Origin of the sequence: Streptomyces sp. NPDC026589 (genome assembly GCF_040638385.1) — a bacterium.
GTDB lineage: Bacteria > Actinomycetota > Actinomycetes > Streptomycetales > Streptomycetaceae > Streptomyces.
On record NZ_JBEZYG010000029.1, the window covers coordinates 1 to 13,888 of the forward strand.

12 protein-coding genes, 1 rRNA gene and 1 riboswitch are annotated in these 13,888 nt (G+C 69.9%); of the genes, 12 read left to right on the forward strand and 1 reads right to left on the reverse strand.

Annotated elements, in window-relative coordinates:
- The 11 genes from rrf to AB0F29_RS35100 form a co-directional block, all read left to right on the forward strand.
- Positions 1–74 (forward strand): 5S ribosomal RNA (gene rrf, locus AB0F29_RS35050); the annotation flags it as partial.
- A gap of 161 nt (positions 75–235) precedes the next feature.
- A complete protein-coding gene (locus AB0F29_RS35055) occupies positions 236–844 on the forward strand; it encodes a CDP-alcohol phosphatidyltransferase family protein (RefSeq protein WP_018957757.1) in 609 nt (202 codons plus the stop codon).
- Between the two features lie 112 nt (positions 845–956).
- Complete coding sequence (locus tag AB0F29_RS35060; protein ID WP_361881041.1) at positions 957–3,452, forward strand: mannose-1-phosphate guanyltransferase; 2,496 nt, start codon at positions 957–959, stop codon at positions 3,450–3,452.
- Between the two features lie 97 nt (positions 3,453–3,549).
- Positions 3,550–4,464, forward strand: a complete 915-nt coding sequence (locus AB0F29_RS35065; RefSeq protein ID WP_361881044.1) for a DUF881 domain-containing protein — start codon at positions 3,550–3,552, stop codon at positions 4,462–4,464.
- The gene (locus AB0F29_RS35070; protein ID WP_003970459.1) at positions 4,461–4,793 is read left to right on the forward strand and encodes a small basic family protein; all 333 of its coding nucleotides are present in this window, start codon (positions 4,461–4,463) and stop codon (positions 4,791–4,793) included. Before AB0F29_RS35065 ends, AB0F29_RS35070 begins: the two co-directional genes overlap by 4 nt.
- 5 nt (positions 4,794–4,798) lie before the next feature.
- Positions 4,799–5,611, forward strand: a complete 813-nt coding sequence (locus tag AB0F29_RS35075; RefSeq protein WP_361881047.1) for a DUF881 domain-containing protein — start codon at positions 4,799–4,801, stop codon at positions 5,609–5,611.
- Between the two features lie 190 nt (positions 5,612–5,801).
- Positions 5,802–6,581, forward strand: a complete 780-nt coding sequence (locus AB0F29_RS35080; RefSeq protein WP_078625830.1) for an FHA domain-containing protein — start codon at positions 5,802–5,804, stop codon at positions 6,579–6,581.
- Between the two features lie 42 nt (positions 6,582–6,623).
- Entirely contained in the window at positions 6,624–7,367 is a 744-nt protein-coding gene (locus AB0F29_RS35085; RefSeq protein ID WP_361881050.1) for a MerR family transcriptional regulator, read from the forward strand.
- 53 nt (positions 7,368–7,420) lie between these two features.
- Complete coding sequence (locus tag AB0F29_RS35090) at positions 7,421–7,894, forward strand: bifunctional nuclease family protein (protein ID WP_003970463.1); 474 nt, start codon at positions 7,421–7,423, stop codon at positions 7,892–7,894.
- A 168-nt stretch (positions 7,895–8,062) separates the two neighbouring features.
- Complete coding sequence (locus tag AB0F29_RS35095; protein ID WP_361881053.1) at positions 8,063–8,689, forward strand: MerR family transcriptional regulator; 627 nt, start codon at positions 8,063–8,065, stop codon at positions 8,687–8,689.
- A 112-nt stretch (positions 8,690–8,801) separates the two neighbouring features.
- A complete protein-coding gene (locus AB0F29_RS35100) occupies positions 8,802–10,259 on the forward strand; it encodes a DNA polymerase IV (RefSeq protein ID WP_361881055.1) in 1,458 nt (485 codons plus the stop codon).
- Here the strand turns inward: AB0F29_RS35100 and AB0F29_RS35105 are convergent.
- A complete protein-coding gene (locus AB0F29_RS35105; RefSeq protein ID WP_361881058.1) occupies positions 10,181–10,552 on the reverse strand; it encodes a PRC-barrel domain-containing protein in 372 nt (123 codons plus the stop codon). The genes AB0F29_RS35100 and AB0F29_RS35105 overlap by 79 nt on opposite strands.
- A 132-nt stretch (positions 10,553–10,684) precedes the next feature.
- Positions 10,685–10,782: riboswitch (glycine riboswitch) on the forward strand.
- A 192-nt stretch (positions 10,783–10,974) separates the two neighbouring features.
- On the opposite strand from AB0F29_RS35105, the gene gcvP reads away from it, so the two are divergent.
- Positions 10,975–13,860, forward strand: a complete 2,886-nt coding sequence (gene gcvP, locus AB0F29_RS35110; RefSeq protein ID WP_361881061.1) for an aminomethyl-transferring glycine dehydrogenase — start codon at positions 10,975–10,977, stop codon at positions 13,858–13,860.
- The last annotated feature ends 28 nt before the right edge of the window (positions 13,861–13,888 follow it).

Here is a 13,888-nt window from a genome sequence, read left to right on the forward strand (position 1 = left end):
ACCCGGAAGCTAAGCCTTTCAGCGCCGATGGTACTGCAGGGGGGACCCTGTGGGAGAGTAGGACGCCGCCGAACAATTTTTCCGGGAAAGCCCCGTGCCTTGTGGCACGGGGCTTTTCTGCGTTCCAGGACCTTGGGTGTGCCTTGTTCGACCTCCACCCCCGTGCACCGGACGGGGGAAGCTGAGGGTAGGGTCAGGGGGCATCATTGGCACATTCTTCACAGGAGGCCCCCGGGTGGAGGTCCAGGAGACTCGGGTCCAGACGGACAGGGTCCTCACCATCCCCAACATCCTCAGCATGGCTCGCCTTGTCGGGGTACCGCTCTTCCTGTGGCTGATTCTTCGCCCCGTGTTCGGAGGGCCCAACAGCGACAACTGGGCGCTCCTGGTGCTGATGCTCAGCGGCATCAGCGACTACCTCGACGGGAAGCTGGCCCGCAAGTGGAACCAGATCAGCAGCCTCGGCCGGCTCCTGGACCCGGCGGCTGACCGTCTCTACATCCTTTCCACCCTTGTAGGCCTCACCTGGCGTGAGATCCTGCCCCTCTGGGTCACCGCGGCGCTTCTCGCCCGGGAACTGATGCTCCTGGTGATGGTGGCCATCCTGCGACGCCACGGGTATCCGCCTCCGCAGGTCAACTTCCTCGGGAAAGCTGCAACCTTCAACCTGATGTACGCGTTCCCCTTGTTGCTGCTCAGCGACGGGAGTGGTTGGCTGGCCACACTGGCAGCTGTCTTCGGATGGGCGTTCGCAGGATGGGGTACAACGCTCTACTGGTGGGCAGGAATCCTCTATGTGGTTCAGGTCCGCCGGATCGTGAAGGCGGACGCAGTAGCCGATTGAGCTCGTTGATGCGGTGTCGCGCAGTGTGGCCGGCCCGCGGCAGATGGTGTGAATGATGCCCCGACGGGCGAACTCGGCTGACCGTCGTCTCTTTTAGGAGGACGTTTCCGACATGAAGGCCGTCGTGATGGCTGGCGGCGAAGGCACACGCCTTCGCCCCATGACCTCGAGCATGCCCAAGCCGCTCCTCCCCGTGGCCAACAGGCCGATCATGGAGCACGTCCTGCGGCTGCTCAAGCGGCATGGGCTCAGTGAAACCGTAGTGACCGTCCAGTTCCTCGCCTCCCTCGTCAAGAATTACTTCGGGGACGGCGAAGAGCTCGGGATGGAGCTCACCTACGCCAACGAGGAGAAGCCACTCGGCACCGCAGGCAGCGTGAAGAACGCGGAAGAGGCGTTGAAGGATGACACGTTCCTCGTCATTTCCGGTGACGCGCTCACCGACTTCGACCTCACCGACCTCATCGCGTTCCACAAGGAAAAGGGCGGACTCGTCACGGTCTGCCTGACCAGGGTTCCCAATCCCCTGGAATTCGGGATCACCATCGTGGACGAGAACGGTCAGGTCGAACGGTTCCTGGAGAAGCCGACCTGGGGACAGGTCTTCTCGGACACCGTGAACACGGGCATCTACGTCATGGAGCCCGAGGTGTTCGACTACGTCCAGGCCGACACCTCGGTCGACTGGTCCGGTGACGTCTTCCCTCAGCTGATGAAGGAGGGCAAGCCCATCTACGGCTATATCGCCGAGGGCTACTGGGAAGACGTAGGCACCCACGAAAGCTATGTGAAGGCCCAGGCGGACGTCCTGGAGCGCAAGGTCGACGTGGAGCTCGACGGCTTCGAGATCTCACCCGGCGTGTGGGTCGCCGAAGGGGCTGAGGTCCACCCCGACGCCGTGCTGCGCGGACCGCTGTACATCGGCGACTACGCCAAGGTCGAGGCGGACGTCGAGATCCGCGAACACACGGTCGTGGGGTCGAACGTCGTCGTCAAGACGGGCGCCTTCCTCCACAGGGCCGTGGTGCACGACAACGTCTACATCGGACAGCACAGCAACCTCCGGGGCTGCGTGGTCGGCAAGAACACCGACATCATGCGCGCGGCCCGGATCGAGGACGGCGCCGTCATCGGGGACGAATGCCTGGTCGGCGAGGAGTCGATCATCCAGGGCAACGTCCGGGTGTACCCGTTCAAGACGATCGAGGCCGGCGCGTTCGTCAACACCTCGGTGATCTGGGAGTCCCGAGGGCAGGCGCATCTCTTCGGGGCGCGCGGGGTCTCCGGTATCCTGAACGTCGAGATCACCCCCGAACTCGCCGTACGGCTGGCCGGCGCCTACGCCACGACCCTCAAGAAGGGCTCGACGGTCACGACCGCACGTGACCACTCCCGAGGCGCCCGCGCCCTCAAGCGAGCCGTCATCTCGGCCCTCCAGGCCAGCGCCATCGACGTCCGGGACCTGGAGAACGTCCCCCTGCCCGTGGCGCGCCAGCAGACCGCCCGGGGCAGCGCCGGCGGCATCATGATCCGTACGTCGCCCGGGGTGCCCGACTCGGTGGACATCATGTTCATCGACGAGCGGGGCGCGGACCTCTCGCAGGCGCAGCAGCGCAAGCTCGACCGGGTCTACGCGCGCCAGGAGTACCGCAGGGCCTTCCCCGGCGAGATCGGGGACCTGCACTTCCCGTCCAGCGTGTTCGACTCGTACACCGGGTCCCTCCTGCGGAACGTCGACGTCACAGGCATCGCGGACTCCGGACTCAAGGTCGTCGTCGACGCCTCCAACGGCAGCGCCGGGCTCGTCCTGCCCAGCCTGCTCGGGCGGCTCGGCGTGGACGCGCTGACGATCAACCCCGGACTCGACGAGGCGCGGCCCACCGAGTCCGTCGAGACCCGGCGGGCCGGTCTCGTGCGGCTCGGGGAGATCGTGTCCTCCGCACGGGCGGCCTTCGGCGTGCGGTTCGACCCGGTGGGCGAGAGGCTCTCCCTCGTCGATGAACTGGGCCGGATCATCGAGGACGACAGGGCGCTACTGGTCCTCCTGGATCTCGTCGCCGCCGAGCGGCGCAGCGGTCGTGTCGCCCTGCCCGTGACGACCACGCGCGTCGCCGAGCAGGTGGCGGCCTACCACGGCACCCAGGTGGAGTGGACGACCACCTCGCCCGACGATCTGACCCGGGTGGGCCGTGAAGAGGACACCATCTTCGGAGGAGACGGGCGCGGCGGGTTCATCGTTCCCGAATTCAGCAGCGTGTTCGACGGAAGCGCCGCCTTCGTCCGGCTCATCGGGCTCGTCGCGCGCACCCAGCTCACGCTGAGCCAGATCGATGCCCGGATTCCCCGGGCGCATGTTCTGCGCCGCGACCTGGCGACCCCGTGGGCCGTCAAGGGGCTCGTCATGCGCCGGGTCGTCGAAGCGGCCGGTGACCGCAGCGTGGACACCACGGACGGGGTCCGTGTGGTCGAGGCGGACGGGCGGTGGATCATGGTCCTTCCCGACCGGGCGGAGGCCGTCACCCATCTGTGGGCCGAAGGCCCGGACGACGCCTCGGCGCAGGCACTGCTCGACGAGTGGGCCGCGGTGGTGGACAGCGCCGGGGAGTGACGCGCTTGCGGTGCGCCGCGACGCCCCGGGCAGGGGGTCGCGGCGCACCGGTGGGGCCATTCGGCGGCAGCCGCGATGACGTGCGACGATGTGCGGCATGTCGCAGCAGTCCCCCGATCGGAGCACCGCCCCGCCGCCCGCACGCCCCGACGCCTCCATGTCGCTGCTGAACAACGTGATGGACCACAGCCTCGACGACGGGTACGCGGAGGCCTCCGCACGGCGCAGGGCCGACGGGAGCGCCGGCCTGCCCCGAACGCTCAAGTCGAAGCTCGGCCTGGCCGCCGGACTGGTGGTGGCCGCCCTGGTGGTCACCCTCGGCGCCGCCGAGGCGCGGATCTCCGCGCCGGTCGTCGCCAAGGAGCGCGAGGAGCTGATCGACCGCATCGACGCGGAGACAGAGGCAGCGGACACGTTGGAGTCCGAAGTCGACGCCCTCCGCCGCGATGTGAGCGAACGTCAGCGCAAGGCACTTGAGCAGCACGGTGGGGACCAGGGGCAGCTGGTGGCGCTGTTGGCCGGAGCGACGCCGGTCGAGGGCCCCGGCGTGAAACTGGTCGTCGACGACGCGAAGGACACCGACCAGGGCGGCGGCGGTCCGCGCGAGTCGACGGGCTTCGCCGACACCGGGCGGCTGCGCGACCGGGACATGCAGCGGGTCGTCAACGGCCTGTGGGAATCCGGGGCCGAGGCGATCGCCATCAACGGGCAGAGGCTGACGGCCCTGTCGGCGATCCGGGCCGCCGGCGACGCCATACTGGTCGACAACAGACCGCTCGTACCGCCGTACACGGTGCTCGCGGTGGGGGACGGCAAGAAGCTCGCGACCGCCTTCCAGGACACCGCCGACGGCCAGTACCTTCAGGCGCTCAAGGAGAGCTTCGACATCCGCACCAGCATCTCCGATCAGGCGAAGGTGCGGCTTCCGGCCGCGCCGAGCCTGATCGTCCGTACAGCAGAGCCGAAGGCCGCCGGCAGTGGTGCGGCAGACACAGGGAAGGGCACATCGTGATCGCCGTACTGGGCCTCGTCGTGGGAGTCGTGGTCGGACTGTTGGTCCGGCCCGAGGTGCCGGCGGTGGTCGAGCCCTATCTGCCGATCGCGGTGGTCGCCGCGCTCGACGCCGTCTTCGGCGGTCTGCGGGCCATGCTCGACGGCATCTTCGTCGACAAGGTCTTTGTGGTCTCCTTCCTCTCGAACGTCGTGGTGGCCGCGCTGATCGTCTTCCTCGGCGACAAACTGGGTGTCGGCGCTCAGCTCTCCACCGGTGTGGTGGTCGTGCTGGGCATTCGGATCTTCTCCAACGCCGCCGCGATCCGCCGGCACGTTTTCCGGGCTTGAGGCCGATGAACAACGACGAGAATCCCCGCAGCGAGCAGTCCGAGAGCGGCGCGTCCGCCGCCGTCCCCGACCCTCCCGCGCCGCCGCCCGCCACGGAGGTGTCCGGTCGGCAGAGGCTCAAGGCGGGCCTGTGGCCGCCGCGGTTGAGCCGGGCCCAACTGATCGTCGCGTTGCTGCTGTTCGGGCTCGGGCTGGGGCTCGCCATCCAGGTGCGGTCCACCAGCGACGACAGCGCGCTGCGCGGAGCCCGGCAGGAGGACCTGGTCCGCATCCTGGACGAGGTCGACGACCGGACCCAGCGTCTGGAGGACGAGAAGCAGCGTCTGGACGATCAGCGCACCGAGCTGGAGAACAGCTCCGACCAGGCCGAGGAGGCCCGGAAGCAGACCCTGGAGAAGGAGCGCCAGCTCGGCATCCTCGCGGGCACCGCGGCGGCGCAGGGCCCCGGCATCACGCTGACGATCACCGACCCCTCGGGGGCGGTCGCGCCCGACATGCTGCTCGACGCCATTCAGGAACTGCGAGCGGCGGGGGCCGAGGCGATCCAGGTCAACGGGGTGCGGGTGGTGGCCAACACCTATTTCTCCGGTGATGCCGGAAACGTCCAGGTGGACGGGGAGAAGATCGAGGCGCCGTACGAGTTCACGGTGATCGGCAAACCGCAGGATCTGGAGCCCGCCCTCAACATTCCCGGCGGTGTGGTCCAGACGCTGGAGAAGGAGCAGGCCACCGTGCTCGTGGAGCGGTCCGACGACATCGTCGTCGATGCCTTGCGACCGGCGCAGCGGCCTGACTACGCTCGGTCGTCATCCCCGTGAGCCGGGCGAGCGTGGGGGCCGGTGCAGCGGGTCGGACGGTTGCGGGGGGTCGGCGCACCGGATTGGTGGTGCGTGGTGGAAACTGTCGGGTGGATACGGACGTTGTGAAGATGTCCGGGTCGGCAGGTGTGTTCAATCAGGGTTCGTCCTGCCCCACGGGCGGGTCTATGTCGGTCAAGGGGAATCGCCCGTGAAGTTGTTTGCGAAGTTGTTCGGGAAGAGTGCACGCGAGGACAGCAACAGTGCTGCCCGCCACCGCGCGCCGCGCCACGGTCAGGGCGAGGAGCAGGAGGCGGAGCGTCCGCTCTTCCGCGACGAGGTGTCCGGCGCCCCGGGGGGTGACGGCGTGTCGTCTGTTGACCCTGCCGGTGCCGGACGCATAGGTTTCGGCGCACCATCAGCCTCGAGTACGGGTGGAGGGTTCACCCCGGAGGGCTCGTCGATGCCGGTCTGTACGAGGTGCGGTCACCGCAACGCGGAGGCCAGCAGGTTCTGTTCCAACTGCGGCGCGCCGCTGCGGGGCGGTGTTCCCGAGCGTCCCTCGGAGACGACGTCCACCATCTCCATCTCCGGCCTGGAGGCGTACGAGGCGGAGGCGACGGGTCAGACCGCTCTGCCCTCGCTCTCCCCGGAGGCCCAGGCCGCGGTCGACGCGCTGCCCGGGGGCTCGGCGCTGCTGGTCGTGCGGAGGGGCCCGAACTCCGGGAGCCGCTTCCTGCTCGACAGTGACCTGACCACGGCCGGCCGTCACCCGCAGAGCGACATCTTTCTCGATGACGTGACCGTGTCGCGGCGTCATGTGGAGTTCCGCAGGAGCCCGGACGGTAGCTTCACCGTGGGTGATGTCGGCAGCCTCAACGGCACCTACGTCAACCGTGAGCGCATCGATTCGGTCCAGCTGTCCAACGGCGACGAAGTCCAGATCGGAAAGTACCGCCTGGTCTTCTATGCGAGCCCGCGGGGCGTGTGACCAGCCCCCGGACTCCGTCCGGGGGGACCCCGAGGAAGGCCCATGCTGCGAACACCGACAGGCGGTGCCGGACACGGCACCGCCACCGCGGAAGCGCGCCCGATGAGCATCGGTACGGTGCTCATCCAGCTGCGCGACGAGTTTCCCGAAGTCACCATCTCCAAGATCCGGTTCCTGGAGGCCGAGGGGCTCGTCGAGCCGCAGCGCACTCCTTCCGGATACCGGAAGTTCGCCCCGCGTGATGTGGAGCGCCTGGCCCAGGTGCTCCGCATGCAGCGGGACCACTACCTGCCGCTGAAGGTCATCCGGGAGCACCTGGACGCCCTGGCCAGGGGGGAGCAGCCCGTGCTGCCCTCGCCCGGCGAGCGGCGGGACCTGGCCGACGGGGTGTGGGAGACCGGCCCCGGGACGGCGACCGCCGCCCGGGTCGGACGGGCCGAGCTGCTCGCGGCGGCCGAGGTCGACGAGGACCGGCTGGCCGAGTGGGAGTCCTACGGGCTGATCGTGCCCGCCCCCGAGGGCGGCTACGACGCCGAGATGGTGACGGTTGCCAAGCTGGTGGCGGACCTGGGGCGTTTCGGCCTGGAGCCGCGTCATCTTCGGGCCATGCGGGCCTCCGCCGACCGGGAGGCGGGGCTGGTGGAGCAGCTGGTCGCGCCCTTGCGCCGGCACCGTAATCCGCAGACCAGAGCCCATGCCGAGACCACCGCGAACGAGCTCGCCGAGCTGTCCGTACGGCTGCACGCCGCCCTCGTGCAGAGCGCTCTGCGCAGCCGTCTGCACTGACCTCGGCGGAGCCCGACTACCCAAACATGGCGAGCACGTCCTAGGGTTGCTGTGTGAACGAGCTCGACGTTGTCGGTGTCCGGGTGGAAATGCCCTCCAACCAACCGATCGTTCTCCTGCGTGAAGTGGGAGGCGACCGGTACCTCCCCATTTGGATCGGTCCTGGGGAGGCGACCGCGATTGCCTTCGCCCAGCAGGGCATGGCTCCCGCCAGGCCGCTGACCCATGACCTGTTCAAGGATGTGCTCGAGGCCTTGGGCCAGGAGCTCACCGAGGTCCGCATCACGGACCTCCGCGAAGGGGTCTTCTATGCGGAGCTCGTCTTCGCCAGCGGAGTCGAGGTGAGCGCCCGGCCCTCCGACGCCATAGCGCTCGCTCTGCGGACCGGCACGCCGATCTACGGCAGTGACGGCGTGCTGGACGATGCGGGTATCGCGATCCCCGACGAGCAGGAGGACGAGGTGGAGAAGTTCCGCGAGTTCCTCGATCAGATCTCTCCGGAGGACTTCGGTACGAACAGTCAGTGACCGTCCCGCAGGGGTGCTGTCAGCGCATCCGACAAGCCTTTCCCGGAAACGAGACACGGGAAACCACCCTCAGGGTGATTATCACTCGGCGTGCCGAGTGTGGCGATCGTTGACGCACCCCGAGTGACTGCCTACCTTCGAGTGGGCAGGTCAAGGACGGAGGTCGGCGTGAGAAGCAGCGGCGACGGTACGGCGGCGGGTGGGCCGTATCCGCAGCACGGCAGTGGAGCCGACCACGCCATCAGGCAGCCGGTTCAACCGGCAGCGGTGGCAGCGGGCGGCGTGGCAGCGGCGAGCGATGCCGGCGACATCGGCTATCGCGGACCGACGGCGTGCGCGGCGGCGGGAATCACCTACCGCCAGTTGGACTACTGGGCCCGTACGGGGCTGGTCGAGCCCAGTGTGCGCCCGGCCTACGGGTCGGGGACCCAGCGTCTCTACAGTTTCCGGGACGTGGTTCTCCTCAAGATCGTCAAGCGCTTCCTGGACACTGGGGTCGCTCTGCAGAACATCCGCACCACGGTCCAGCACCTGCGGGCCCGTGGTTTCCAGGATCTTGAGCGCATGACGCTGATGAGCGACGGAGCCACGGTCTACGAGTGCTCCTCGCCCGACGAGGTCGTCAGTCTGCTCCAGGGCGGCCAGGGTGTCTTCGGGATCGCCGTCGGCGTCGTCTGGCGGGACGTGGACGTGGCGCTCTCGCAGCTGCACGGCGAACGGGTCGACACCGGCGAGACGCTCGTCGGCCACAACCCCGCCGACGAGCTGGCGCGGCGCCGCAACCGCGCCGTCTGAGCACCCCGGAAGCGCAGCGGGGCGGGCAGCGCGAAGAGAACGACGGGACGGTCCGGCACCCACGGGGTGCCGGACCGTCCCGTTGTCAGTGCCGTAGGGCAGCATCGACGGTGTGAGACCCGCGCCCACCATCCTTCACCTGGACATGGACGCCTTCTACGCGTCGGCGGAGCAGGCGGCCAAGCCGAGCCTGCGCGGCAAGGCGGTCGTGGTGGGTGGCCTCGGACCGCGCGGAGTGGTCGCCACCGCCTCGTACGAGGCCCGGCGCCTGGGCGTGCACTCGGCGATGCCCACCGCACAGGCCCGGCGGCTCGCGCCGAACGCCGCCTACCTGGTGCCCCGCTTCTCGCTGTACCGGACGGTGAGCGACCAGGTGATGGAGCTCCTGGGGCGGCTGTCGCCCCTGGTGGAGCCGCTCAGCCTGGACGAGGCCTTCGTGGACCTGGAGGCCGGTGGGACGGCCGATGACGCGGCGTCGGCCCGTGCGACGGGTGAGGGGTTGCGGACGGCGATCCGCGCGGTGACCGGCCTCAGTGGATCCGTCGGGCTGGCCGGTTCCAAGATGCTCGCCAAGATCGCTTCCGAGGAGGCCAAGCCCGACGGGCTGCTGCTCATCGAGCCGGGCACCGAGCGCGAGCTGCTCGCCCCCATGTCCGTGCGCATCCTGCCGGGGGTAGGGCCGGCCACCGGCGACCACCTCAGACGCGCCGGGATGACCACCGTCCACGATCTGGCCGAGGCGGGCGAGGCGGAGCTCGTACGGCTGGTCGGCAAGGCCCACGGCCACGGGCTCTACCGGATGGCGCTGGGGCGCGACGACCGGCCGGTGGTCGCCGAGCGGGACGCCAAGTCCGTATCGGTGGAGGACACCTTCGACGTGGACCTGCACGACCGGGTGCGGGTGCGGGCCGAGGTGGAGCGGCTGGCCGTCCGGTGCGTGGAGCGGCTGCGCGCCGCCGACCGGTCGGGCCGCACGGTGGTGCTGAAGGTGCGCCGCTACGACTTCTCCACCCTGACCCGCTCCGAGACGCTCAGAGGCCCCACGGACGACCCCACAGTGGTCCGTGAGGCGGCGGGGCGGCTGCTGGAGTCCGTCGACACCACGGGGGGCGTACGGCTGCTGGGGGTCGGTGTGACGGGGCTGGCCGACTACACCCAGGAGGACCTGTTCGCCCAGGCCGCCGACGCCCGGGAGCTCGCTCAGCGGGCCCAGGAGGGGCACCGGGCGCCGGTGGAGGGCGACGAGGAGAACGTGGCGGCCGAGCCCGAGCCGGAGGGCGCGGAGCTGCTCGCCGCGCGGCGCTGGCCCGCCGGGCACGACGTGCACCACGAGGAGCACGGGCACGGCTGGGTGCAGGGGAGCGGCGTGGGCCGGGTCACCGTCCGGTTCGAGGAACCGTGGAGCGCACCCGGCCGGGTGCTGACGTTCCGCGTCGACGATCCGCTGCTGCGGCCCGCCGACCCGCTGCCGCTCGTCCGTGAAGCGGCCGACTACTCCTCCTGGCCCGCCAGCCTGCCGAAGTCCCGGTCGGGCGCCGACTCCGCCGGGGGCGGGGAGTCCAGCCCGTAATGGCGGTAGAGCTGCAGTTCCTGCTCGGGCGAGAGATGCCGGCCGACCCCGAAGTCCGGCGCGCCCTTGATCAACGCGCGGTCGAACGGGACGCGCAGCGCGTCCTCGACGAATTCGCTGGGTTCCAGGGGGACGAAGGCGTCCCTGCTGAACAGGCCGGTGCGGACGGCCGCCCATTCGGGCACCCCCGTCGCGTCGTCGAGATAGACCTCATCCACCGTTCCGATCTTGGCGCCCTGGCGATCGAATGCCTTGCGGCCGATCAGGCGGCGCGGATCGATATCGGTCTGCACAGTGCCTCCCACTGGTCGCAGCTGCTCAGGGTGGACGCTGTCGCTCCACCAGCACCACACAAGTGCAGATCCGTGGCGTCGGCCACTCGAGAACTCCGGCGCGGGGGCCGCTGGTAGGCTGACAGTGGCTGCTGACCCCGTGCGGGAGAGTCCTCCGGTGCAGAATCCGGAGGCGCCGAAGGAGCAACTCCTCCCCGGAATCTCTCAGGCCCCCGTACCGCACGGACGAGGTCACTCTGGAAAGCAGGGCGATTCCGTGCGGGCGCAGGCCCAGGCGGACTCGACCCTCACCGACGGTGAAAGTCGGCACGCCCCGGGCGCGCCGGTGAAGCTCTCAGGTTGAGATGACAGAGGGGGAGGCCGTACGGGCACCCGCGCCGTGGTGCCCCTCGCAGGTCGTGACAGACCAGGAGGCCTCCACCATGACCCCCCGTCGCACTTCGCTCTCCCAGCTGGAGCAGGGCATTCCGTTCGAGCAGCGTCACATAGGGCCCGACGCCGGAGCCCAGGCGAAGATGCTCGCCCAGGTCGGCTACGGCTCCCTCGACGAGCTCACCGCCGCCGCGGTGCCCGACGTGATCAAGAGCGCGGAGGCACTGAACCTTCCCTCGGCGCGCACCGAGGCGGAGGTCCTGGCCGAGCTGCGGTCGCTGGCCGACCGCAACGAGGTGCTGGCCCCGATGATCGGCCTCGGCTACTACGGCACCTTCACGCCGCCCGTCATCCTGCGCAACGTCATGGAGAACCCCGCCTGGTACACGGCCTACACGCCGTACCAGCCGGAGATCTCGCAGGGCCGCCTGGAGGCCCTCCTCAACTTCCAGACGATGGTCGCCGAGCTGACCGGGCTGCCCACCTCCGGCGCCTCGCTGCTCGACGAGGGCACCGCGGCCGCCGAGGCGATGGCCCTCGCCCGGCGCGTCGGCAAGGTCAAGAAGGGCGTCTTCCTGGTCGACGCCGACACCCTGCCGCAGACCGTCGCGGTGATCGAGACCCGCGCCGAGCCCACCGGCGTCGAGGTCGTCGTCGCGGACCTGAGCGACGGCATCCCCACCGAGATCGCCGAGCGCGGCGTCTTCGGCGTCCTGCTCCAGTACCCGGGCGCTTCCGGTGCCGTGCGCGCCGTCGAGCCCGTCATCGAGCAGGCCCACGAGCTCGGCGCGATCGTCACCGTCGCCGCCGACCTGCTGGCCCTCACGCTGCTCACCTCGCCCGGGGCGCTCGGCGCCGACATCGCGGTCGGCACGACCCAGCGCTTCGGCGTCCCGATGGGCTTCGGCGGTCCGCACGCCGGCTTCATGGCGGTCCGCGAGAAGTTCGCCCGCTCCCTGCCCGGCCGCCTCGTCGGCGTCTCCGTCGACGCCGACGGCAACAAGGCCTACCGCCTGGCCCTCCAGACCCGCGAGCAGCACATCCGCCGCGAGAAGGCCACCAGCAACATCTGTACCGCGCAGGTCCTGCTCGCCGTCATGGCCGGGATGTACGCGGTCTACCACGGCCCCGACGGGCTGCGGACGATCGCCCGGCGCACCCACCGCTTCGCCGCGATCCTGGCCGACGGCCTGCGGAGTGCCGGTGTCGACGTCGTGCACGGCGCGTTCTTCGACACCCTGACCGTGCGCGTCCCCGGCAGGGCCGCGGCCGTTGTCGCGGACGCCCGGGAGCGCGGGGTCAACCTCCGCCTCGTCGACGCGGACCAGGTCTCCATCGCCTGCGACGAGACCACCACCCGCGCGCAGATCTCCGCCGTCTGGGCCGCCTTCGGCGCCGAGGGCGACATCGAGGCGCTGGACGCGACGGTCGCCGACGCGCTGCCCGAGGGGCTGCTGCGCTCCGACGACATCCTGACCCACCCGGTCTTCCACCAGCACCGCTCCGAGACCGCGATGCTGCGCTACCTCCGTAAGCTCGCCGACCGCGACTACGCGCTGGACCGCGGCATGATCCCGCTCGGCTCCTGCACCATGAAGCTGAACGCGACCGCCGAGATGGAGTCGATCACCTGGCCCGAGTTCGGCGCGCTGCACCCGTTCGCCCCCGCGGACCAGGCGCAGGGCTTCCTCTCCCTCATCCGTGAGCTGGAGGAGCGCCTCGCCGAGGTCACCGGCTACGACGCGGTGTCCATCCAGCCCAACGCCGGCTCCCAGGGCGAGTTCGCGGGTCTGCTGGCCGTTCGCGCGTACCACCGGGCCAACGGGGACGACCAGCGCACCGTCTGCCTCATCCCTTCCTCCGCGCACGGCACCAACGCCGCCAGCGCCGTCATGGCCGGCATGAAGGTCGTCGTGGTGAAGACCGCCGACGACGGCGAGGTCGACATCGCGGACCTGCGCGCCAAGATCGAGCAGCACCGCGACGAGCTGGCCGTGCTCATGATCACCTACCCGTCCACGCACGGAGTGTTCGAGGAGCACGTCGCCGAGATCTGCGGCGAGGTGCACGACGCGGGCGGTCAGGTCTACGTCGACGGCGCCAACCTCAACGCGCTGGTCGGGCTCGCCAAGCCCGGCAAGTTCGGCGGCGACGTCTCGCACCTGAACCTGCACAAGACCTTCTGCATCCCGCACGGCGGCGGCGGCCCCGGCGTCGGCCCGGTCGGTGTCCGCGCGCACCTCGCCCCGTACCTCCCCAACCACCCCCTCCAGCCCGCCGCGGGCCCGGAGACCGGTGTGGGCCCGATCTCGGCCGCCCCGTGGGGTTCGGCGGGCATTCTGCCGATCTCGTGGGCGTACGTCCGTCTGATGGGCGGCGAGGGGCTCAAGCGGGCCACGCAGGTCGCCGTGCTGGCCGCGAACTACATCGCCAAGCGGCTGGAGCCGCACTTCCCGATCCTGTACAACGGTCCGGCCGGTCTGGTCGCGCACGAGTGCATCGTGGACCTGCGCCCGATCTCCAAGGCGACCGGCGTCTCCATCGACGACGTGGCCAAGCGTCTGATCGACTACGGCTTCCACTCGCCCACCATGTCGTTCCCGGTGGCCGGCACGTTGATGATCGAGCCGACCGAGAGCGAGAACCTCGCGGAGCTCGACCGGTTCTGCGACACCATGATCGCGATCCGGGCCGAGATCGAGAAGGTCGCCTCGGGGGAGTGGAGCCAGGACGACAACCCGCTGAGCAACGCCCCGCACACCGCGGCCGCGCTCGGTGGCGACTGGGACCACGGTTACAGCCGCGAGGAGGCCGTCTTCCCGGCCGGAGTGTCCGCCGCGGACAAGTACTGGCCGCCGGTGCGGCGCATCGACGGCGCCTTCGGCGACCGGAACCTGGTCTGCTCCTGCCCCCCGCTGGACGCGTACGACGACTGAGTCAGGCTGCGGTACGGCGTGCGCCGTG

Coding starts and splice junctions, on each gene's coding strand:
- AB0F29_RS35060 (WP_361881041.1), top strand. CDS start 957: ATGAAGGCCGTCGTGATGGCTGGCGGCGAAGGCACACGCCTTCGCCCC.
- AB0F29_RS35065 (WP_361881044.1), top strand. CDS start 3,550: ATGTCGCAGCAGTCCCCCGATCGGAGCACCGCCCCGCCGCCCGCACGC.
- gcvP (WP_361881061.1), top strand. CDS start 10,975: ATGACCCCCCGTCGCACTTCGCTCTCCCAGCTGGAGCAGGGCATTCCG.
- AB0F29_RS35075 (WP_361881047.1), top strand. CDS start 4,799: ATGAACAACGACGAGAATCCCCGCAGCGAGCAGTCCGAGAGCGGCGCG.
- AB0F29_RS35085 (WP_361881050.1), top strand. CDS start 6,624: ATGCTGCGAACACCGACAGGCGGTGCCGGACACGGCACCGCCACCGCG.